The following is a 20539-nucleotide window of genomic DNA, read 5'->3' on the forward strand; positions in this document are numbered from 1 at the left end:
CAGTGTTTAGCAACTAGTATTAAAGTGATGCTATACAATCGTCCAATATCGCTTGAAAGTAAGAAATCATATAATAAGACCTTTATAGTAGATTGGAAAAAATACTATTATGTATTCAGTGGAAAATTGGTTTCTTGAGCAAGAAGCCGCCCAAGAAACACTGCTTATTTGGCAAGAATTAGTTAATTTAATGGCTGAACTGTGTCATACGCCAGCCGGCTTTATCGTTCAAATGACTCAGAAAGGTTACCAAGTTGTTGTCGCCAATCAATCAGAACAAAACCCCTACCCTGCTGGCGGAGTCATTCCGACAGAAACCAACATATTTTGTCGTAAAGTTGTTGAAGAAAATAAACCGCTATACGTCAATAACGCCACCCAACTTGCAGAGTGGCATTCAAACCCAGAAGTGTCTAACGACAAGTTTAATTCCTATTTAGGTTTCCCTTTGTATTGGCCCAATGGCAAAGTGTTTGGCACCATTTGCGTTATGGATTTTGCAATCACTGACTATGATGATAGATATCATCGCCTAATCCGACACTTCAAAGAAATGGTCGAAAGAGAGTTAACACTACTTGAGCAAAATCTACGTATTGAACAATTATCGATACATGATGATTTAACGGGTCTACTAAATCGCCGAGGATTTAATACAATAGTCCCTGCACGTTTAAAGCTAGCACATCGCCATAAAGAAGCCGTTGCCATTTGCTACTATGATCTTGATGAACTAAAAAGCATAAATGATAAATTTGGACACCAGTGCGGTGATGAAGCAATAAAAACATTTGCCCATGCATTAAAAGAAAGCTTAAGAAACACAGATATTACCGCTCGCTTCGGCGGAGACGAGTTCTTGGCCATTATTTGTCTGGAGCATGCAGATGAATTGACAATAATTAATGACCGACTGAAGAGTCTTATTAATAAAAGAAAGTCGACATTTAATGTAAACTTTAGCTGGGGTGCGGTCACGCTTGCATATCAAAGCTTACTTACGATAGATATAGAAAAAATTATCGCAAAGGCAGATAAGCGAATGTACCGCAACAAACGATCTAAGTATGAATAGAAAACAGCTAGTGCACCGCGTGAAATAATTAACAAATAACGCTAAAGATTAATTTAAGAATGTGTAATAGCACCAAACAGAAAAAGGCGATGGCTGTATTTATGTTTCACATTGAAAACACCAAGTTTTTAAGTCAACTTATCACTGGCCTACTTGTGTTTATAGGCATAACAAGCTGTGCTTTGGCGCTCGCACAAGAAAATAGCCAATCAATAACCACCGACAACATTATTTATTGGCAAACAGATCATAGGCCTCCTGCTTCAATTATGAGAGGAGCGAACAAAGGCCAAGGTTACATTGATGGCATTCGCGAATATTTAATATCAAACATGCCTCACTATCAGCACAAATACAGCACTAGCTCACTAGATAAACTGTTTGAAGATATGAAAAAAGGCAAAAATGTTTGCCACCCTTTACTTTTCGTTACTGAAGCAAGAAAAGAGCTTGCCTACTTCTCCATTGCAGCAACCATCACACCTTCAATACGCATTGCAATAAAAAGTAACCTTGCGCAATCACTGCAGCTAAAAGAGCCGGTTAATTTAGAACAACTGATCACGGAAAGTCGAGCAACATTCGCAATTATTAAAGGGCGTTCTTATGGACCCTATATTGACGAATTTTTACAACGCCAGAAAGCTCTTGATACCCATGTCCAAATAAGTGTTGAAGACAATACCACATTATTTAAATTACTAGAAAGAGATCGTATAGATTTTACTTTCGCCTATCCTTTCGAATTAACCTTTTATCAAACGCAAGAATTTAGTAAAAATACCCCATTTAAAATACTCTCTATTGATGGGGTTGAAGACTACACGTTAGGTAGCGTTGCTTGCACTAGAAATGCATGGGGAAGGTCTGTTATTGAGCGGGTAAATGTCGTTTTATCACAACAACGACAACAACAAAACTTTATCGAAATAATCAATCGCTGGTGGCCTGAAGAAAGCAATAAAGCTACATTTCAAAACTTTTATAAAGATGTCTTTTTAAATAACTAACCAGAGATATTATATTGCTGTTTTATGGTGCTAATCAGATGATTAGTATCTATGAGCAAAACTTTATTCAACTTAGTCCACTCCATAGTAGACAAAAAAACTAAACAATCATATCTCATTGATTTAGTTATAATGCTCAGACAATACTTATGTTCAATCCTGAGCACTTATAGATTATTAAATAAATTATTTAACACTAGGTGAGCACTTAAAATGACCGTTGAGACCACTCGCACAACAATTGATATTGCCCGTTGGGATAGAAAAAACCATTTTAACTTTTATAAGGACTTTCCAGATCCTAATTTTAATATTTGCTTTTCTCTAGATATCACTACGGCTTATCAGTTTGCTAAAAGTCATCAATTGTCGCCTTTTTTAGTCTTAATGTACTTATCAAGCCGTGCCTGTAACAATGTTGACGCTTTCAGAATAAGACTAAACAAGCAAAACAAACCTTACTTAATCAATTGTGTAGAGCCTTCGGCAACGGTTGCCAATGCTGACGGTATATTCAACTTTTGCAATATGGAACATCACGAAAGTTTAACCATGTTTATTGATACTAACAGCAAACTTGTCGATGCATCTTTAAACGCAGAGCCATTAGCCGTTGTTGAAAATAAAGATTACCAGATATTTTATTCGATAACGCCATGGCTCAGTTTTACCAGTTATAAGCATGCAAAAGGGGCCGGCTTTTTCGATATACCTAGAATTGTCTTTGGCAAAATAGATACGACAAATGAAAAGATTACTATGCCGGTATCAATTGAACTTCATCACGCTATTGCTGATGCCATAGATATCGCCAAGTATGAGCAAAGCTTTACAGTACATATGAAAAGCTTAACCTTAGTATAATTGCGGGTTCCCGTAATAAGTTTTTAATTTATCGTGCTGATGCCAATGTAATGAAACTGAATTAAAAACAACTAAAATATTGGCCAATTAAAAACTCAAGCTATACCGGCATGATGAATGGCTCCCTCTATTTTTTCCCAAAAAAAAGCGATAACAAGTAGCTTGTTATAAGTGCTAAAAATCAATTTTCATCCCTCAACTTTCTCCATTAAACCTTAAGGAATATTTTGCCGAATAACGATACTCTTTTAGTACCAATCAGTTAATATATAGAAATAATAAAAAAGTAAATTAGACAATAAAACAATGCGTTATAGGTTTAATGAATTTGTATTTGATAGTGATAGTTTACTACTAACAAATAAAGGCGAAGCCACAGCCATCCGTCATACTGAAGCCAAAGTATTAGCCTTATTGCTTGAAAAAGCTGATACGGTTTTAAATAAAGACGATATTCTTTCTCATGTTTGGCAAGACAAAATAGTATCTGAGCAAGTTGTTTTTCAAAATATTAACCACTTAAGAAGTATGTTTGGCAATGACGCTATTAAAACGTTTCCAAAGCGAGGCTATCAATGGCAGCTAAACACCGAAAACATTACGCTTGAAAATCATAACGTACTAGACAGTCCATCTATACACAGCGTCGTTAATTCATCCCAACAATCGTCACTTTCCGTAACCACTCAAAAGCAACCATTTTGGCAACTTGCCGTATTCACTATTATTATTTTTGTTATTGTAAGTGCCTATTATTTTCAGAATGAGTTATCGCAAAAAGAGTCAGACCGGGTGATTAAGCTGGCTTATATTCCAATGACTAACCTTGATGATAAATCCAACCCGCAGCATAAAAACACTATCATTGAAGGTGTTATGCTTGAAGACAATAGCGACTTTGATTTCACCGAACTAACTCACCTTAACACTGAGCAGTTTGAAGATTCAATGGCGGTTGAATACCCCAAATTGTCGAATATGCATCCTTATGTCTTAACCGGTAAAATTCGTACTCATAAGCAAAAAAACTATATCGACTTTACAGTAACAGGTCATTTTTCAGATTGGCCCGGCCAACTATCAGGTTCATCAAGAAAAGATGTTATTGAGCAAATGCAATTGCATTTAAAACAGCAGGTTATCTATGACTTTATTAGTAAACCTCAGTCACTTGAACTTAAACAGGCTAGACTATCCATAGCTCATAAAAACTCACCTAACGACCTTATAATCCTACGAAAACTGAGCGTGTTTTATTTCAAAACTGGTGAACTAGAAAAAGCGATGGTGATGGCCGATAAACTAATCAGCCTTGCTCAATCTCAAAATAAGTTGCAACATGTTGGCAGAGCATTACTTTATCAGAGCAAAATATTAACAAGAAAAAAATTGTATGATTTAAGTTCACAGAAGCTTAAATTGGCCAGGGTACAATTTGAAAAAACAAATGATTTAAAGTATTTAGCACATGCTTGGTATTACCAATCTTGGCTAGATCATCAGCAGAAAAATTATCCCGCTATTAAAGCGAGTTTACTAAAATCTGCACAGCTAGCTTATGCTGCCAAAAATAAAGTGGGTGAAATAGAAGCGCTTATTTATTTAGGTGTGTTGGCACATGATTACCAAAAAGATGATGATAAGTATCTTTATTTACAACAAGCAGAGAATAAAATAATTGCTTATCAGTTACCTACGTATCATCTTGCTAAAATATTTTATCGTTATGCAGCTTTCGCTCAAGCGTCATCAGAAAAAGAACCTCACCTGAAACAAGTGCTAAAACTTACCACGGCAACACCTGAACATTGGGCTGCACAGTCTAGCCGAAAACAGTTAATGCAAAACTACCTAATGCAAAATAGACTTATTGATGCCCAAGCGTTAATTGATACGGTAACCGTAGACAATGCCAATAATTCTTACTTAAAAGCTTTAATGGCGCAAGCTGAGCAACAAACCAATCAAATGATCAGCCATGCTCAGCGTACCTTCGAACAAGCACAATTAGCAGGAGATAATTCACTGAGCTTAGATGCAGCGTTACTACTATGTAAGCAAGCAGTAAACTGTGACTTTTATTCGCAATACATTAACGAAAATGCGACTGCCTATTGGCGCAGTACAAATGAAACAAACCTACTTGCACCTAAGCACTAAAGACGCGTTTACATAATATAGCCAGCATAGGCTTTGTTCATCACTTCCACCGTAATATTGTTATTGCGATGATGGCCAACAATTCGATTAAAGTTAAGCTGCTTACGTCGAACAAAATCGATAAAAGTTTTGGTCGTGTTTGGGATGACCTTCGCAATGGTATTGTCGAAAGCTACTTCAAGTAAATCAGCTTGATAAATAATGCCACTAGCCTTGAAATAAGCAAAACTTTCCCGTTTAGCGTGAGTATTTTCCAATACATAAAAGCGTACACCATCAACCAGTTCATTATGTTCAATTGTTTCAAACTTAAACATAGCAATCTCGTTTGAAAAATGAGGGTATGCTTTGATAGCTTCTATGCTATAGGCATCTGCGCGGACTACAATGCCTTTTTTCGCATAGGCCAAAAGGCCAGCAATATGATCACCGTGCGGATGGGTAACATAAACCGAGGTGATTTTTTTATTTGGAAATTGGGTAAGAATCAGTTTAATGGTCTCCTCTGCCAATTCTTTACTAACCGCAGCACCAAAAACCGTTATTTCATCACCATTGACTTTAAATAAACTGTTACGCCATGCGGAATCGTCAGTAACAAGATAAAGATCATCGGCAATTTCTTTTGATACTAAAGTTCTGTCACTTTCGGGGATTATGGGGCCAAACTCTTTCGGTACTTGCAGTCTAGTCGGTTCAATTTTATCAAGAATATTTAACTGATCGATACTATGGATAAAGCTTGGTCTGGTGTCACCATCATAATATTTAAGAATAGAATGGGCAAAGTTGATGCCATTAACCGTTTGATAGTCACTATATCGATATTTTTTTTGCGCTGATTTATTGTTAATCGAAACAAGCTGTAACGGACTATCACTGAAAACATAATCGATCACACGATCATCAGAAATTTTGTGTCTGAGGATTGTTTGTTTCAATTTATTGTTTTGACGCAGTTTAATAGTTGCCGAAACATTATTCTCTTCAAGTAGTGGAGTTACCGCTAGAAAATCGATATTCATGAAAATAAAGCCTTTGATTTCCTCAAAACTGTCCATACTTTGTTTAATAACGCGTTTACCTAAAGCGAGACCGTTTCTGTCATAGAAAAAACTTTCAGTATCATTCTGAAATTGGATCCGGTCGAATCTTCGCCCCCCCGAAAAGTGATGGATATCGTTTTCTATAAAATGCTTTTTAATTAGGTCGATTTCAACCATTCTTATTGCTGTGTACCTATTCGGTACTTGATAGTCCCAAGATTGATAGGGATCCCCTCCGCCTAAGTAGTGATAGTTTAATGAGAAAACTTCAAGTGATGGTGCTTTTTGATAGTGTGTCTTGAGTTTGGCAACAAAGTCTTCGACCTCTCCGGCCCCAACCTTTGGTATCGTGGTAATTGATAATGTCATGCAAATAAATGCAAGTATGGATAAATAACGTGCAAGGGTAACGTTCATCAAATAACTCCTTAATTAAAAATTAATGGCACAATATGAAAATCATCCTTAAAGGTCTTATTAAAAAAATATTATCTGTGACAATAGATTTACGATAGAAGTACATAACTGTTTTAAAAGGAAAATATTTGAATTGGATTTAAATAAATAAAATTAAAAGCAATACTAAAGAAAGGTATAACTCGATTATAAACACTCAATATGGCAAATTATTTATGCTTATAAATTGATAATTACATTGTCTTCATAATAGCAAACATCAGATATTTGAAACGAGCGACACTACGTTCTATCCAAATTGACCCTAGAGAAAACCTATTTTTAAATTCCGCTAATTTAGAAGATAATCTAAAAATTAAAGGCTCTAATTTAAAAACTTAAGACTGGAGGCAATTTCAGCAATCTTAGCTAAAAACGAAAAAAGGGTAATAACATTTCTGTTATTACCCTTTTTAAAATATTATTAATTTAACGTTCTGAACTACTATCAGTGATTTTCAGACACTATATTGATGGTATGTTCACTTTAGGATAAAATAATTTTTATTTTCCTTTCCCCTTTGAAAAGTATACCCGCCTTAAAAAGTCATGCATTACAAGTTCTTGCTCTCTACCATATGCTTTAAACATACGGTTGTTATGCATATGCAAGATAGAACCAAGTAATGTATCTTTTGAACAATTAAGTCCTTCACCTTCTTGATACATTGCCATAATAGATTGCACATAAGGTACTGCTTCCTGCTGCCATCTCTCAATCAAAGGAAAAACATCTTTTTGACTAGCTGACAAGCTTTCTAAATTAACTAAATTATACTTATCTGCATCATCTCTCAATACCTCCTCTATCTCTCGATATCGATTACCGAGTTGCTTTCTCAATATACTACTTTCATTAAATTCTTTACCAAAACCAGCTCTCAACTGAGAAATTAAGGTAAGCTTTTCTTCGTCAGTATATTTAAATAAAGACAGTAACTTATCAGTAACTAATAAGGTGATTCTCCATCTAATGTCCTCACCATATAGCTGAATTAATTGGGCTGCCTTAGCTATCAATTGACTATCAAGCATAAACAAAGATTCAGCCAAGGCCATTGAAGCTGGACCGCCATAGCGTTCAACCTCTCTCTCATAGGTAAACAATTCTATTTTATGGATTTCACCATTTTCAACCATAGGCTCGAGAAGCTTATTTAATTTGGGAAGGAACTGTCCATACAGCTTGTCTGGTTCACCATTAAAACGTAACCTTAGATGCCAATCTGGATCGCCATAACGAATAAAAAACCATTTATTAAAATAGACATTAGAAGCCTCAATCAATGGTAAGAGCTTTTCTGCAAGAATTGTTTCAACGGACGAATTACCTGAGTAGAGTTTCAAGCTTAACCACTCAGAGCCGGGAGAAAATCTACGTTTTATAGGTTTAGCTTCAATATTAGCTTGAGGATTTTCCTTGAAGGTTTGATGCTTTTTGGCTTCTTCATTAAAAAAAGGAATAATCAATTCATTGGTAAAGTATTCACCGTTATCCGCTTTAACTGGAGTTTCGTAATGAGTTGTCAGTACCTCTTTCAATTCAACATCAAACCGCCCCTTGGTTTCAGCCAACAAGATTTCCAGCATTTGAGGATTTCGGATATTAAGTTGCAACACGTTATCACTCACTGCATAAGAAACTACATCATCCATTTGATATTTTTCTTGCAGCGCAGCTAATTTAGCATGTTCAATGTCTGAATTTTTAATGACTGCTTCAAGTTCCTTTCGTGGAATTCGCCACATTTTTTCAGAAAGTATCAAATTATCCAACATAATACGAGGAACAAAGCGTGCTTGTGCCTGGCTGGCTGGCATCGAAAATCCAGGAACCATGCCAGATTGCCTTTGAATCATGCTTAAAAATTTATATATACTCAGACTGCGCGAAGAGTAATTATGTGCTGATGACAACCTAGGTATAATTTGTTTTTTCAAGCGCTTAGACCAAAGTTTTACTTGCCTTCCTTCAACCCAAACGTACAGATCACTTACAGGAATTTGATAGTTCAAATCCAAACTCGAATCAGCCATAAACACAATTTCATGCTTTCTAAGGTGTGGTCTGGCTATTACATTGCCAGGCCTCCCTTCTGGCATATGAACTATTTCAGCAAATATAACATCAGGTGATAGTTCCTCTTCCCTTGCTAAATGCTCTTTAACCTTCCTTTCCAAGTCACTATCGAGATGGCAAAACCTTCCGAGTAAATTTGCCGCTGAAGGGCCATAACAACCATTAAATTTAACCAGTGAGTTTTGTTTTTCATCTTGATAGAGGGAAACCATTGCAGCAAAAGATGCAGGTAAGTTTGCATCTAGCGAATGGCCGTTGAGGTGTGTTTTAAGTTCTTTACTTTTTAAATGAATTATCTGCTTATTTCTATTTTCAGGCAGCGTTATTGCTCTTGTAGCAAGGCCTTCTAATACTGAAACTTTCGGAGCTATCGCTGTTTGACCATGACTTCTAGCCAAATTTAATCCTGCTAGTAATGGCGACTCATATCCTGTTTCGTTCGAAAAACTAATACCCGATTCATCATCAAGTAACTTATCCAGTGGTACAAATTGCCCTTCGTAACGGGCATTGAACTTAGAAATAAAATCCCTAAAAATATCCGTATCTTCATGCCCTAAACCTTTAAGTAAAACCAATTGCTTTAACAATCGTGAAATTTCATCTTGGCTTAAGTCACAGTACTTAAAACTTCGGTAAATATCAGCTTGAAAAAGTTTGCTTTCATCTGCTTTCGTCGGCAGTTGCTTAAGGTGCTCTAATATATTTTTATAGTTACTAATCTCAGCGCCTTTTTCTTGATCCAATTTTTCAAGCTGGAGAAGCGCAGTACTAAGATGATCCGCTGTTGTTTTTTCATTGATTTGGTAAAGCGACTTGAGTAATGCGCTATCGGGAGCCTCACCGGTAAGAGGCAAAGGAATATCAGCTATTAAGATTGATTCATCAATAAGTTGCTGTACATATGCTTCAACGTCATCTTGCTCTGTTTCATTATACAGCTCGATAAAAACTTTAACCAACGCATGAAAACTCAACCCTTTTTTAGCCGACACTAACAAAAAATCAAAATATTCATCTCTTTCTATAGCACTCAACCTGTATTGACGACTTTTATTTGACTGATATGTTTCGATATAACGGCATTGCTCTGCAACTATGTAATAAGACGGGTTAGGGTAATATTTTAAGTTATCACTGCGAATATCCGACTTTAATAATTGCTCTTTTACCGCAGAAAGATAAAACATATCTAAACGTGTTTTTCGAGTGTCTTTTTCAAGAGCATCACTATTCAATTTAGTCTCTGTAGTTATTTTCCCTAAATGAATTCCCGAAAATAATCCAAAAGGCGTAGGCCGTGATCCCATTCGTATCATATACTTCAAAAGAGCCTGCTCTACTTTTTTACCTTGTTTAGAGTCTGGCTTTTTTTTCCAGTAATCAATACGTTCCATCAAAGATGGCGTTGCTAAGTAGAGTGCTTCAACAACTTCTGTTTTTTCTATCCAGCTTAATATTTGTCGCCTAGTTTTTTCCTTATCTGAATCTAATGACAGTAGGCCATTTATAGGCATTCTCGGTGTTCTAATGACAAAGAAATCTTCATTTTTAATTTTTGTTTTAAACATGTTTTTTCCTTAAACCTACGACAAAAACAAACAGTCTGTCCAATCGCTTTCGCCGCTATAAGCACTTAGTAAGCACAAACCTATGCCTGCATAGCCTTCCAAAAACCCTGTACACTCACTGAAAGTTTTGTCAGAGCCAGATAACTTATAGAGGCCTTCAATTCCTTTTTCATCGTAAAGTTTAAGTGTAAATTCCAGCCACTTCTCTGAAGCTTGTTGTAACTCTTCCAAAGCCATCTCCTTGTAGAGCAACTGAAAAATCAGGGCTAAACCAGCACTGCCATGACATAGTCCAGCATCATTAACCAGGCCATTAAATTCATTTCTTAAAGCACTATGTAGACTGATTTCTCTAGCATGCACCATATATGAAGGCAACTCCAACGCTTTGCCGACTCGATGCAATGTCAGGGCAATAGTCAAGTCACCATAGCACCAGCCTAAACGAGAATAGTGCTTCCCGTCAGTTGATGAAGAAAAATAGCTCTGTCTTTCACTTGTATTTAACTGTTGCTGTAACAGCCAGTCACAACTTTGAATTAAGAGAATTTTAGTACGGGTATACAAAGTTGGTATATTTAAAGCTGGTAGTATTGCGGCAATAATGCCTGGCACACCATGTGCTAGCCCTAAGTTATATTCAGGTTTTTCAATATTTTTCTTATCTAAACGATAAACTGAATATTTGGGTTGCTGCCAGGTCAATGTAGTGTTACTCACCTGAATAGCAAGACTTTCAAAATGGCTGATCAGTTTTTCAAAAAATAACGTTTGATCAGATCTTAACTGCCTCCTTGCACCATAAATTGCCAAACCAGCTAACCCCAACACCATTTCTATTTCGCCATACCAATTTTCGATATCAAGGGTGCTTAATAAAATGTCATCGATTTCTTCACAAAACTCCGGTTCGTAATTATCCCCCTGAGATTGATTTATATACTCCAAAAACCAACCTAGACCACTCAAGCCACCACTGAGATTAAATTTTGATGCAGCTTCCGACAAGTTATCTTGTAAAAAATGGAGCTTTTCATTAAAAACTCCTTCATTTACTAATTGATCATCATATTTACTGACATGCCACAAAAATAGCAATTCACCAGATAAACCACTAAGTAACCCCAAGTTTTTTGTATTATTAGAGTTACTCTGGATAACTGAGGTTAAGATACTAAGAAGGCTTTTAATTTTTTGTTGTTGGGCTACAGATATTTCTATTTGATTCGACATATTCCCTTTCCACGACAAACTCCATTAAATTTTCTACCAGGCAGCAGCAAAAAACACTCGGTCCAATAAACTACCAAAATAAAACCACATTGCAATAAAATAATTATAATCCCTTGACAATATTAAATTTATTGATAGCTTTACTGTGTGTTTTTTACACACTTCATTCATTAAACGGAACAAAGGAATATATTAATGAAATTACAACTTAATAAGAAAAAATTAAAAAACCTATCGAAAGATGCCAAACTGCTCCCCCTAAACGCAACCCCTCAAATTGGTGCAGGGGCTTTTACTGATTGGGCTGGCTGTACTTCAGACTTAGAAGAAACATTTCATGGCTGTAACAGTGATCAATTCTGTAATAACAGCGGGTTTGATGATTGTGATTATTCCTATTTATGCGGACATTCAGGTAAATGCGTTTCAGGTGTTTGTTAGCATTGTCCAACCACTACTCAACACAATTAGTATATAGGGGCATCTAGTCCCTTTTACAAAGCGTAACTATCTATTATATAAATCAACTTTTATTAAGCCTCTTCTTTTTATACTCTATGACTAAAGACAGACACTTGTCCGCAACTCATTCCGAGCATAAATAAGTACTAAATATCAGCCATGATCAATTTAAGTTATTGACATTAATATTAATATAAGTAATTTAATTATGTGCTATTTTGCACAACTAATCATTAAATGGAATAAAGGAATTAGATTAATGAAATTACAACTTAATAAGAAAAAACTAAAAAACCTTTCTCTAGATGCGCAAGTTTTACCAAGTGATATGACTCCTAATGTTGCAGGAGGCGGTCCACTAGGTTCAACCTCTTGTCCAACAGAAACAATAATCACTCGTGATTGGACATGCGATACCACTGGTTCTTGTGGGTGTGATTCTGCTGGCGGTCAGTGCACTATTACAAATACTTGCATGTAAATATTTATATTTAAGCCAAGGGAGTCATTACTCCCTTTTATAAATCTATAGTTACTCTATTTTATTTAAAAGTGTTTGCCTGAAGTTAATCAAAAGCGCTCCGCGTGTGTCTTTAGAAAAACTCAACTGCTTTTGACCAAATCCGTCCAGTAAACTCGATAAATTAAAAAAACATTAAACTATTGACATTAAAGAAAATAAGTGAAAATCTTGAAATGTGCACTTATTGTACAATCAATCATTAAACGGAACAAAGGACTATATTAATGAAATTACAACTTAATAAGAAAAAACTAAAAAACCTTTCTAAAGATGCTCAAGCAATCCCTGCTGACGCGACACCAAATATAGGCGGTGGATATGGAGCAAGTGATCCCTGTTATACAATAGAAACAGATTGGTGCCACTCAGATCCTGAGTTTTGTAATAATAGTGCTGACTGCACTGCAACTTTCGCTAACTGTGGCCCTTTTACAGGTAATTGTCCTTAATAAATTCACTATTTAAATAGTTCAAAATAAATTACCTAAGTTAAACTGAAAAGAAGTTATCACTAAAAAGCCTCTCGCCTGTGCAATTGGCTTTTTAGTGATTCGAATTAAATGCATGTTTATCGATTTAGAGTACAAGCTAATAAAATTTATTATGCCTTTACTTCTCCTATCTTATTAACAGAGATAAAATAATCAGATAATTTAACCTCTCTATCTGCCGAAGCTATAGTTTCCTTTCTATGCGCAATAATCACTCGGGTAATATCTAGGCGTTTAATCGCTTCGTTAATATCAGCTTCAAGGTTTGTATCTAAATGGCTAGTTGCTTCATCCATAAACAGTATTTTGGGGTTCTTGTATAGTGCCCTAGCCAAAATAACCCGCTGTTTTTGTCCTCCTGACAGGCTAGAACCCATATCACCAATTAAGCTATCATAGCCCATCGGCATGTTGCTTATATCATCATGGATCGCGGAAAGTTCTGCACAATAGATCACTCTTTCCATATCTATTGAGGTATCAAAAAACGCTATGTTGTCGGCAACAGAACCCGATAGTAATTCGTCATTTTGCATGACTGCAGCAATTTGCTGACGATATTGACAGTTACCCAATTGACTTAATGGAATATTATCAATCAGTATATCTCCTTGCTGAGGGGCGTTTAATCCAAGCATTAGTTTCAACAAAGTTGATTTACCACAACCAGATGGACCAGTAATAGCCACTGATTCTCCCGCTTTAATTTCCAAACTTAAACAGTTTATAACCTTAGGTGTCGCATCACTGTAGGAAAATGAAATATTTTTCAGTGTTATTGCACCACCTATTTCATGTTTTTTATAACTTTCAGGCTGTAACAGCTCTTTGTCCGTCAAGGCAATATCAGCCAACCGTTCAAAATGCAAACTTAACATTTTGAATTCTATAAGTTTTTCAATTAAGCTTGCCATTTTTCCCATAAATTGTTGCTTGTAAGCCATAAAAGCAAACAGCATACCGGTACTAAATCCACCACTAATGACCAATTTTGCAGCTAAGTAAATAACAACAATATTTTCTAGGCCAAAAAGTAAGCGATTTACCGCAGCAAAGCTCAGTTGAAAGTTACCCAAGCGTATACTCTGGTTAATCGTATTGGCATAGCGATTTTGCCATTGTCCCTCTCTTTTCGCTTCAGAGCCAAATAACTTGATAGCTTGAATGCCTCTAATAGATTCCATGAAGTTACTGTTCTCTTCAGCCCTAGCGCTAATTTCCTGTTCAGTAATATTGCGAAAAGATTGATAGGTGGAGTAACGAATTAAGGCATAAAGGAAAACAGCAATCAGTACAACAATCGATAGCTCTGCGCTATAGAAAAATATCATAGCAAGCGTGACCACAGCCATGATGCCATCAATAATAGTTTCCGTGATCCCGGTTGTCAGTAACTGGCGTATTTGCTGCAATGAGCCAAAGCGAGAAACAATATCTCCCATATGGCGTTTTTCAAAATACTCCATTGGCAGACGAATTAAATGATGAAAGAGGTTAGCACCAAGTTGAACATTCATTAAATTACCGAAATGCAGTAAAGTCAGCCCTCGTAACGCATTAGTAGCAATTTCAAATAACAAAACCAAAAAGAATCCTACAGCCAACACTGTTAGCAATGAGGTATCTCCGGTTAATATAACGTCATCAATAACCAGCTGCATATAATAGGGACTGGCTAGGACAAAGATTTGAAGTAAAATAGATAAGGTGAAAACCAATAAAAGTGATTTTTTTAGTCCTGTGATCTTGCTCCAAAAATCAGAGAACTTCAAACTGGGCTTTGCTTCCCTTTTTTCAAATTCTTCTGTGGGTATTAACTCCAAAGCGATACCCGTGAAGTGCCCTGATACTTCGGCCATTTTCAAGCGCTTTTCCCCATAGGCAGGATCGTGGATAACAATAGATGTATCATTAGCTGATTTTAAGACAACAAAATGATTAAGGTTCCAGTGCAAAATGCAAGGAGTTTGCAAGTTTTTTAAGTCACTAAGTTCAATACGAAGAGGTCGAGAAGTTAAATGCAGCGATTGCGCAAATTGCATAATATCATGCAAAGTGGCACCACCTAAAGACAGATTAAACTTCCGACGCATTGATACCAAATCAGTTTTATAGCCATGATAATCAGCAACCATGGCAAGACATGCCAAACCACATTCGGCAGCCTCAGACTGAATAATGATGGAAAGTCGTTTTTGGGACCAAAATTGTAATTTATCTGTAATATTACTTGATTCAATAGTCATTAAAGTCGCCCTTCTATACTAAATACAGGATCAAATAGCCAGCGTAGTAAAGAACGTTCCTCTATAGTGATGTCGGCATCAAGTCGCATCCCCGATTTCAATGGGATATTCCTACCGTAGGCTTTTATAAGATCAGTATCTAATACAATGACAACTCGATATGAAGGTTGAGAAATAATGTCCGGCATATCCGTTTCACTGGGTAAAATGACGTTAGCACTGATTTCAGCAACTCTTCCTTCATAAATGCCAAACTTTTCATAAGGAAAAGCATGATAACGAATACGCGTTTGTTGCCCTTTTTCGATAAAGCCAAATGCGGCTGTGGGTACATAAATAATCGCTTGCATAACACTGTCACTAGGTAAAATACTTAACAAATTTTGGCTATTGTTTATGCTTTTCCCTTGCTTGATGAGCAAGCCCGAAACAACCCCATCAACTGGGGATATAAGCTCTCCCAGTCGCTGCTGCTTTACTGAAGCGAGCTGTACCTTAATCTCTTCAATCTGTGTTTCTAGTTGAATAATTATTTTTTCTTGCTCTATCGGGACTTGTATTAACTGACTGTCTAGCTGCGCTACTTGATTTGCTAATGCTAATTTTTCTGATTGTATAGATGATGATTGTTGCTGTAAGGACAGCAAAGTATCATTTTGCCTTTTTAATTCAAGTTCAGATATATAACCTGTGTCTGCTAAAGTTGAAATTTGAGTAACTATTTTATTATTGATTTCAATACGCTTCTTAAAAATTCCATTTTGAACATCCAGCTGACCTAGCCTTTTATCAAAATTAATCCGGTTATTATTCAATTCATCAATTTGCAGCTTGTTCTGCAATTTTTGCTGAGTTAATTGATATTCCAAGCTATTTAACTGAAATTGATATTGATTAATAAGAGACTGGTTGAGTTCAAAGCCTTCACTGCCATATTTTTCAGAAGTTACCCTTAGCAACGTCTGCCCTTTTTTAACAGTTTGCCCTTCCTTCACCATAAGCTTACTGATAATACCTGACTGCGGAGCAGCTAGCTTGATAAGCCCAGTGTTAGGCTGTAATACACCACTGACTTTTTCTTTTCGGGTATAAGAACCGAGAGAGAGGAAAATTAGACTGATAATAACAACCAATAAAATAATTGCAGTTAAAAATTTGAATACAGGTGGCTGAATTAAACTAATAGCTCCTTCTAATCTATATTTTTTTTTCTCTATGACTTCTTGTCTAAACAGGTTTTCCATAAGTAATTATTATTTTGTGTATACCTAATTAATCCTAACATGAGATTAGAGTGATAGTTAAATAATATAATTAAGATATTGATAAAACAATGATATTTTATAAAGAAATAATTGATATATTTATACTTAATTAATACATACTGAGAAGAGCGAAAATGGAACTAATGCATTAAGTTGTAATATATTACAACTTAATAAAAATGAACAAAACTATTTAAAGATGTAACACCAAACATTGAAGAAAAAGGTACTAGAGGTAATAAACCTACATCGGGACCGACCTTTGTCAATCAATGACTGGATATTGTGCTCCGTTAAATACGGAAGAATACGCAACTAGCTACGGTAATTGTCAAGAATCTCGCATAGCTAAATCCCTGCGCTTCTATAGACTATTTTAAAGGAAATATAGATTGATCTTTTATAATCAATAAGCTTTGAATTAGTTAATGATTTTCAGACACCATATTCACAGTATATTTTGGAATTTCTACCACTAAGTCTTCATCTTGAACGATTGCCTGACAACCTAAGCGTGATTCAGGCTCTAAGCCCCATGCTTTATCTAGCATATCATCTTCAAGTTCATCACTTTCTTCAATTGAATCAAAACCTTCACGAATGATCATATGGCAAGTGGTACAAGCGCAAACTTTTTCACAAGCATGCTCAACACCAATATCATTTTTAAGGGCAACGTCTAAAACGCTTTCGCCTTTTTCCGCTTGTACTACTGCACCTTCAGGGCAAAGTTCTTCGTTAGGTAAAAATATTATTTGTGGCATTTGACTAAACCTCGTCTACTGAGTGGCCAGATAATGCTGTTCTAATAGACGAATCCATTCTACGCTCAGCAAAAGCGGCGGTACTGTTATTTAATGTTTCTAATGCGGCTTCAACGTCAGCAGCATTTCCTGTTTGGCTTGTTTTTGCCAGTGCAGAAATATTACTTTCTATTTCTGCTATTTCAGCTTCGTTTAATAAGTGACTATCAACAGCTAATGCTGCTTGAATAGACTCAATCACCCTTGATGCTTCAACTTGTTGTTCTTTCAACATTCTGGCTTGCATGTCTTGCTCAGCATTTTCCATTGAGTCTTTCAACATGCTAGTAATTTCATGCTCTTCCAGGCCAAAGCTTGGTTTAACGGTAATACTTGCCTCAACACCGGTCGATTTTTCCATTGCTGATACTTCGAGTAAGCCGTCTGCGTCGACTTTAAAAGTTACCCGAATATGCGCCGCACCTGCGGTCATGGCAGGAATACCACGTAATTCAAATCGTGCTAACGAGCGACAGTCATCAACGAGTTCGCGCTCACCTTGTAATACATGTACTGCCATAGCGGTTTGACCATCTTTAAAGGTGGTAAACTCTTGCGCCTTAGCAACAGGGATCGTGGTATTACGAGGGATCACTTTTTCGACTAATCCCCCCATAGTTTCCAAGCCTAATGACAATGGCGTAACATCAAGTAGTAGCATATCGCTATCAGGCTTATTGCCCGCTAATATATCTGCTTGAATAGCTGCGCCGATAGCAACAACTTTATCTGGGTCAATAGAGGTTAACGGTTTTTTAGCAAAGAATTTCTCTACCTCAGTGCGCACAAAAGGCACACGGGTAGAGCCACCCACCATAACAACTTCAATCACATCCGCTATGGCTAACTCGGCGTCTTTCACCGCACGTCGACAGGCGCGTAAGGTTTTCTTAACCAGTGGCGCTATCAGTTGCTCGAAATCACTACGAGTTAAACTGTCAGACCATTGCTCTGATGTTTCAAGCGTTAACGACACATCAACATTGTCATAATTTGAAAGTTGTTCTTTAGCAAAACAGGCTTGTTGGGTTAATTGTCGTTCCATTGAAGGTGACAATGGACGTACTAAGCCCGCTTTAGCAATTAAATGCTCAACTATGGCTTCATCAAAATCATCGCCACCAAGGGCAGAATCACCACCGGTAGCTAATACTTCAAATACGCCTTTATTTAAGCGTAAAATCGAAATATCAAAGGTGCCACCGCCTAAATCATAAACCGCGACAACCCCTTCTTGTTTACCTTCATGTTTGGTATCTAAACCATAAGCAACCGCTGCCGCTGTCGGCTCATTTAGCAAGCGTAGAACATTAACACCAGCCAATTTTGCCGCATCTTTGGTACTGTGACGCTGAGCATCATCAAAATAAGCCGGCACAGTGATAACCACACCCGTTAACTCGCCACCTAAGGAAAGTTCTGCACGCTGGGCTAAGGTTTTAAGAATTTGTGCTGACACTTGCACCGGATTCACTTCGCCGCTACGCGTCACAATCGCAGGGTGGTTCTCGTTACCGCAAAAGGTATAGGGCAAAGAAGCATATTTAGCGGTGATATCCGCTTTCGAACGACCAATTAAACGTTTTGCTGATACGATAGTATTTTCAGGGTCACTAACCGCTAGTGCTTTAGCGTTATTTCCCACCAAGATACCATTATTTTGATAACTAACCACAGAAGGAAGAATGTCTTGACCATCCTCATCAGTAATCGTTTCGGCTAAGCCACTTTTAACGCTTGCGATAAGTGAATTAGTGGTACCTAGGTCAATGCCTGCGGCTAATCGATGATCGTGAGGAACCGTGCTTTGTCCCGGTTCCGCAATTTGTAATAATGCCATGATGATAGCTCGTTAGATAATAATGTTACTGATTGACTATTAACAACTCAACTCCACCATTTTTACAGTAAAGGCCGTTAATAGCTTTTAAATAGTTCGACACTAGTTGTCTATTTACCTAAACAAGAACTAGTCGTCTAATAATGCGTCTTCAAGTCTATCAAGTTCTACTTGTAGTTTTTGATAAAACTTAAGCTTCCTGACATTGTCACAAGCTAAAACATTTGCTTCATCACTATTCTCAGCCAATTGCATTTGCAATTGACTAAAAAGTTGTTCAAATTCGCTTTCAAACACTTGCGAGGCGGCAAAAATGGCGGCATCAGTATCGTCGGAAAATTTGATTTCCGCCAATAATTCTCGTAGCTCCATTTGGCGCATTAAAAACGTGACATCACCAACTGTAGCTTGCTCGTCAGGCATGTCAACGCCGCGCAATTCTAGCATGTATTGCGCGCGTAATAATGGGTTTTTCAGCGTTTGGTAGGCGTCATTAATTTCTGTCGATCGTTGCACAGCAATTAACTGGTCTTGACTTGAAGCATGAGCAAAACGGTCTGGGTGTACTTGTTTTTGTAGTGTCTGATAAATTGTTGATAGGTTTGCAAGATCAAGGGAAAATTGACACTCTAAACCAAACAATTGAAAATAATTCACAACAACTCCAGTGAATAAGTGAGTTCACTAAACATTAAAGCTTTCACCACAACCACATTCGCCTTTCGCGTTTGGATTGGTGAATTTGAAACCTTCGTTTAAACCTTCTTTAACGAAATCAAGCTCGATACCATCAAGGTAGACTAAGCTTTTGCCATCAATGATGATGTTAACACCTTCGATAGCAAACATTTCATCATCTTCATTTAGTTCGTCAACAAACTCAAGTACATAAGCGAGCCCTGAACAGCCCGTTGTTTTTATACCTAATCGTAAACCAAGGCCCTTGCCTCGGTTATCGATAAACGATTTTACCCTGTCTGCAGCAGCAGCAGTCATCGTTACGCTCATAGTATGTCTCCAGACTAATCGTTGTTCTTAGTACGGTAATCTTCAATTGCCGCTTTAATGGCATCTTCCGCCAAAATTGAGCAGTGAATTTTTACCGGTGGTAAAGCAAGTTCTTCAGCGATAGCAGTATTTTTAATTTCTGCTGCTTCGTCGATAGACTTACCTTTAACCCACTCGGTTACCAATGAACTTGAAGCTATGGCTGAGCCACAACCGTAAGTTTTGAATTTCGCATCTTCAATAATGCCTTCATCAGTAATTTTAAGTTGAAGCTTCATTACGTCACCACATGCCGGTGCGCCAACCATACCTGTTGCTACTTGTGGGTCATTTTTATCTAATGAACCAACGTTACGCGGATTTTCATAATGATCGATTACTTTTTCGCTATAAGCCATAATAATTC

17 protein-coding genes are annotated in these 20539 nt (G+C 36.9%); 7 read left to right on the forward strand and 10 right to left on the reverse strand.

Annotated features, from left to right (window positions below; translation table 11 throughout):
- The first annotated feature begins 109 nt into the window (after positions 1–109).
- From AC27JP_RS02150 to AC27JP_RS02165, 4 genes are all read left to right on the forward strand, one after another.
- Positions 110–1075 carry a sensor domain-containing diguanylate cyclase gene (locus tag AC27JP_RS02150; protein WP_487111793.1) on the forward strand — a complete coding sequence of 322 codons (966 nt, stop codon included), beginning with the start codon at positions 110–112 and terminating at the stop codon, positions 1073–1075.
- A gap of 89 nt (positions 1076–1164) precedes the next feature.
- Entirely contained in the window at positions 1165–2085 is a 921-nt protein-coding gene (locus AC27JP_RS02155) for a TIGR02285 family protein (protein ID WP_487111794.1), read from the forward strand.
- A gap of 213 nt (positions 2086–2298) precedes the next feature.
- The gene (locus AC27JP_RS02160) at positions 2299–2949 is read left to right on the forward strand and encodes a CatA-like O-acetyltransferase (RefSeq protein ID WP_487111795.1); all 651 of its coding nucleotides are present in this window, start codon (positions 2299–2301) and stop codon (positions 2947–2949) included.
- A 306-nt stretch (positions 2950–3255) separates the two neighbouring features.
- A complete protein-coding gene (locus AC27JP_RS02165) occupies positions 3256–5109 on the forward strand; it encodes a winged helix-turn-helix domain-containing protein (RefSeq protein WP_487111796.1) in 1854 nt (617 codons plus the stop codon).
- An 8-nt stretch (positions 5110–5117) separates the two neighbouring features.
- Here the strand turns inward: AC27JP_RS02165 and AC27JP_RS02170 are convergent, their stop codons facing one another.
- The 3 genes from AC27JP_RS02170 to AC27JP_RS02180 form a co-directional block, all read right to left on the reverse strand.
- Positions 5118–6572 carry an MBL fold metallo-hydrolase gene (locus tag AC27JP_RS02170; protein ID WP_487111797.1) on the reverse strand — a complete coding sequence of 485 codons (1455 nt, stop codon included), beginning with the start codon at positions 6570–6572 and terminating at the stop codon, positions 5118–5120.
- A gap of 543 nt (positions 6573–7115) precedes the next feature.
- The gene (locus tag AC27JP_RS02175) at positions 7116–10262 is read right to left on the reverse strand and encodes a lantibiotic dehydratase (protein ID WP_487111798.1); all 3147 of its coding nucleotides are present in this window, start codon (positions 10260–10262) and stop codon (positions 7116–7118) included.
- Positions 10263–10277: 15 nt separating this feature from the next.
- Entirely contained in the window at positions 10278–11495 is a 1218-nt protein-coding gene (locus AC27JP_RS02180; RefSeq protein ID WP_487111799.1) for a lanthionine synthetase C family protein, read from the reverse strand.
- A gap of 195 nt (positions 11496–11690) precedes the next feature.
- On the opposite strand from AC27JP_RS02180, the gene AC27JP_RS02185 reads away from it, so the two are divergent.
- The 3 genes from AC27JP_RS02185 to AC27JP_RS02195 all read left to right on the forward strand — a co-directional run bounded on the left by AC27JP_RS02185 (position 11691) and on the right by AC27JP_RS02195 (position 12929).
- Positions 11691–11936, forward strand: coding sequence for a hypothetical protein (locus tag AC27JP_RS02185; RefSeq protein WP_487111800.1), 246 nt, complete (start codon positions 11691–11693; stop codon positions 11934–11936).
- A 280-nt stretch (positions 11937–12216) separates the two neighbouring features.
- Positions 12217–12438 carry a hypothetical protein gene (locus AC27JP_RS02190; RefSeq protein WP_487111801.1) on the forward strand — a complete coding sequence of 74 codons (222 nt, stop codon included), beginning with the start codon at positions 12217–12219 and terminating at the stop codon, positions 12436–12438.
- Between the two features lie 266 nt (positions 12439–12704).
- The gene (locus AC27JP_RS02195; protein ID WP_487111802.1) at positions 12705–12929 is read left to right on the forward strand and encodes a hypothetical protein; all 225 of its coding nucleotides are present in this window, start codon (positions 12705–12707) and stop codon (positions 12927–12929) included.
- A 152-nt stretch (positions 12930–13081) separates the two neighbouring features.
- Here the strand turns inward: AC27JP_RS02195 and AC27JP_RS02200 are convergent, their stop codons facing one another.
- The 7 genes from AC27JP_RS02200 to iscU all read right to left on the reverse strand — a co-directional run bounded on the left by AC27JP_RS02200 (position 13082) and on the right by iscU (position 20531).
- Positions 13082–15217: a peptidase domain-containing ABC transporter gene (locus AC27JP_RS02200; protein WP_487111803.1), complete on the reverse strand. Its 2136-nt coding sequence runs from the start codon at positions 15215–15217 to the stop codon at positions 13082–13084.
- Complete coding sequence (locus AC27JP_RS02205; RefSeq protein ID WP_487111804.1) at positions 15217–16461, reverse strand: HlyD family secretion protein; 1245 nt, start codon at positions 16459–16461, stop codon at positions 15217–15219. The genes AC27JP_RS02200 and AC27JP_RS02205 overlap by 1 nt, the downstream gene beginning before the upstream one ends.
- 446 nt (positions 16462–16907) lie before the next feature.
- Positions 16908–17246, reverse strand: a complete 339-nt coding sequence (gene fdx, locus AC27JP_RS02210; protein WP_487111805.1) for an ISC system 2Fe-2S type ferredoxin — start codon at positions 17244–17246, stop codon at positions 16908–16910.
- Between the two features lie 4 nt (positions 17247–17250).
- Entirely contained in the window at positions 17251–19125 is a 1875-nt protein-coding gene (gene hscA, locus AC27JP_RS02215) for a Fe-S protein assembly chaperone HscA (RefSeq protein ID WP_487111806.1), read from the reverse strand.
- A gap of 129 nt (positions 19126–19254) precedes the next feature.
- On the reverse strand, positions 19255–19782 hold the full coding sequence (gene hscB / locus AC27JP_RS02220) for a co-chaperone HscB (RefSeq protein WP_487111807.1): 528 nt from the start codon (positions 19780–19782) through the stop codon (positions 19255–19257).
- 27 nt (positions 19783–19809) lie between these two features.
- The gene (iscA, locus tag AC27JP_RS02225) at positions 19810–20133 is read right to left on the reverse strand and encodes an iron-sulfur cluster assembly protein IscA (protein ID WP_487111808.1); all 324 of its coding nucleotides are present in this window, start codon (positions 20131–20133) and stop codon (positions 19810–19812) included.
- A gap of 14 nt (positions 20134–20147) precedes the next feature.
- Complete coding sequence (iscU, locus tag AC27JP_RS02230; RefSeq protein ID WP_487111809.1) at positions 20148–20531, reverse strand: Fe-S cluster assembly scaffold IscU; 384 nt, start codon at positions 20529–20531, stop codon at positions 20148–20150.
- Positions 20532–20539: the final 8 nt, after the last annotated feature.

The organism is Colwellia sp. SU-HH01172, assembly GCF_057553355.1.

Bases quoted from the DNA above. Each gene is read 5' to 3' on its own strand.
- AC27JP_RS02150 (WP_487111793.1), top strand. From the start codon at position 110: ATGTATTCAGTGGAAAATTGGTTTCTTGAGCAAGAAGCCGCCCAAGAA.
- AC27JP_RS02155 (WP_487111794.1), top strand. From the start codon at position 1,165: ATGGCTGTATTTATGTTTCACATTGAAAACACCAAGTTTTTAAGTCAA.
- AC27JP_RS02160 (WP_487111795.1), top strand. From the start codon at position 2,299: ATGACCGTTGAGACCACTCGCACAACAATTGATATTGCCCGTTGGGAT.
- AC27JP_RS02165 (WP_487111796.1), top strand. From the start codon at position 3,256: ATGCGTTATAGGTTTAATGAATTTGTATTTGATAGTGATAGTTTACTA.
- AC27JP_RS02170 (WP_487111797.1), bottom strand. From the start codon at position 6,572: ATGAACGTTACCCTTGCACGTTATTTATCCATACTTGCATTTATTTGC.
- AC27JP_RS02175 (WP_487111798.1), bottom strand. From the start codon at position 10,262: ATGTTTAAAACAAAAATTAAAAATGAAGATTTCTTTGTCATTAGAACA.
- AC27JP_RS02180 (WP_487111799.1), bottom strand. From the start codon at position 11,495: ATGTCGAATCAAATAGAAATATCTGTAGCCCAACAACAAAAAATTAAA.
- AC27JP_RS02185 (WP_487111800.1), top strand. From the start codon at position 11,691: ATGAAATTACAACTTAATAAGAAAAAATTAAAAAACCTATCGAAAGAT.
- AC27JP_RS02190 (WP_487111801.1), top strand. From the start codon at position 12,217: ATGAAATTACAACTTAATAAGAAAAAACTAAAAAACCTTTCTCTAGAT.
- AC27JP_RS02195 (WP_487111802.1), top strand. From the start codon at position 12,705: ATGAAATTACAACTTAATAAGAAAAAACTAAAAAACCTTTCTAAAGAT.
- AC27JP_RS02200 (WP_487111803.1), bottom strand. From the start codon at position 15,217: ATGACTATTGAATCAAGTAATATTACAGATAAATTACAATTTTGGTCC.
- AC27JP_RS02205 (WP_487111804.1), bottom strand. From the start codon at position 16,461: ATGGAAAACCTGTTTAGACAAGAAGTCATAGAGAAAAAAAAATATAGA.
- fdx (WP_487111805.1), bottom strand. From the start codon at position 17,246: ATGCCACAAATAATATTTTTACCTAACGAAGAACTTTGCCCTGAAGGT.
- hscA (WP_487111806.1), bottom strand. From the start codon at position 19,125: ATGGCATTATTACAAATTGCGGAACCGGGACAAAGCACGGTTCCTCAC.
- iscA (WP_487111808.1), bottom strand. From the start codon at position 20,133: ATGAGCGTAACGATGACTGCTGCTGCTGCAGACAGGGTAAAATCGTTT.
- iscU (WP_487111809.1), bottom strand. From the start codon at position 20,531: ATGGCTTATAGCGAAAAAGTAATCGATCATTATGAAAATCCGCGTAAC.